Source organism: Agromyces binzhouensis (assembly GCF_004135055.1).
GTDB classification, from domain to species: domain Bacteria; phylum Actinomycetota; class Actinomycetes; order Actinomycetales; family Microbacteriaceae; genus Agromyces; species Agromyces binzhouensis.
Window position 1 is genome coordinate 1 of the sequence record NZ_SDPL01000596.1, and the last position, 1,390, is coordinate 1,390.

1 protein-coding gene is annotated in these 1,390 nt (G+C 74.9%); it reads right to left on the bottom strand.

The window, feature by feature from the left end; all coding sequences use genetic code 11:
- Window positions 1–241: 241 nt before the first annotated feature.
- On the bottom strand, window positions 242–1,390 hold a 1,149-nt coding region (gene metX / locus ESO86_RS16990; RefSeq protein ID WP_242492436.1), incomplete at its 5' end, for a homoserine O-acetyltransferase MetX.

Genomic DNA, 1,390 nt, shown 5'->3' on the forward strand with positions numbered 1-1,390 from the left:
GGGAGGGCGCGATCGCGCCGGGGACGACCAGGCAGGCGAGCGCGATGGCTGCGCCGGTGAACCCGCCGACCCGCGCGAGACGGCGCAGCAGCCGGTCGCGCTCCTTGTCGATCCGCCGCATGCCACCCCCTGCCGTCGGCGCCGTCCGCGCCGCGAGGCGGCGCTCTTCTCGAAGATAGCTCAGAACGACCCCCGTATGCGGGACACGGGGCCCGAACCGGGGCGTGGCGTCCGGATCCGGTCAGGCGGCGAGGAGCCGAGCGAGCTCCGCGGCGACGGCGTCGTCCTCGATCAGGAACGCGTCGTGCCCGTAGTCGGAGCGCAGCACGACCGGCTCGCCGCCGTGGATCGTCCGCCGGACCCCCGCGGCGATCTCGCGCTGGCCCTCGAGGGAGAAGTACCGGTCGCTGTCGATGCCGAGCACCAGCGTGGTCGCCTCGATGCGGCGGAGGGCGGCGGCGACGCCGTCGCGGCCGCGCCCGATGTCGTGCGAGTTCATCGCCTCGGTGAGGGTCAGGTAGCTGTTCGCGTCGAAGCGCCGGGTGAACTTGTTGCCGTGGAAGTCGAGGTAGGACTCGACCGCGAACCGCCCGCCGCCGCCGAGCGGGTCGAGGTCGGACTGCCAGCCGCGCTCGAAGCGCTGGTTGAGCTCGATCGGGGTGCGGTAGTTCAGCATGGCCATCCGGCGGGCGAGCGCGAGCCCGCGAGTGGGCCCCTCCCCGTCGGGGGCGTCGTAGTAGGCGCCGCCGCGGAACGCCGGGTCGCTGCGCACCGCCTCGAGCTGGACGGAGTTCAGCGCGATCTGGTCGGCGGTCGTCGCGGCGGGCGCCGCGAGCACCGCGATGCGCTCGACCGCCTCCGGCGCCATGACCGCCCACTCGAGGACGTGCATGGCGCCCATCGAGCCGCCCACGACGGCGGCGAAGCGGTCGATGCCGAGCGCTCGGGCGAACGCCACCTGCGCGGCGACCTGGTCGCGGATCGTGACGAAGGGGAACCTGGCGCCCCATTCGACGCCGTCGGGCGCGACCGATGCGGGACCGGTCGAGCCCTGGCATCCGCCGAGGACGTTCGGCGCGACGACGAACCAGCGATCGGTGTCGATGGCGCGACCCGGGCCGACGACGCCGGGCCACCAGCCGGCGCTCGCGTGGGCCGGCCCTGCGGGACCGACCACGTGGCTGTCGCCGGTGAGGGCGTGCAGCACGAGGATCGCGTTCCCGCGCACCGCATCGAGCTCGCCCCACGCCTCGTACGCGATGCGGACGTCGGGGAGGACCTGCCCTGACTCGAGCTCGAGGTCGCCGATCCTCGCGAACCGGCGGTCGCCGACGGGGTCGCCCTCGCGCCACGCGCCCGTCGCGGGCGCGCGCCCGGCGAGCTGGTGGGC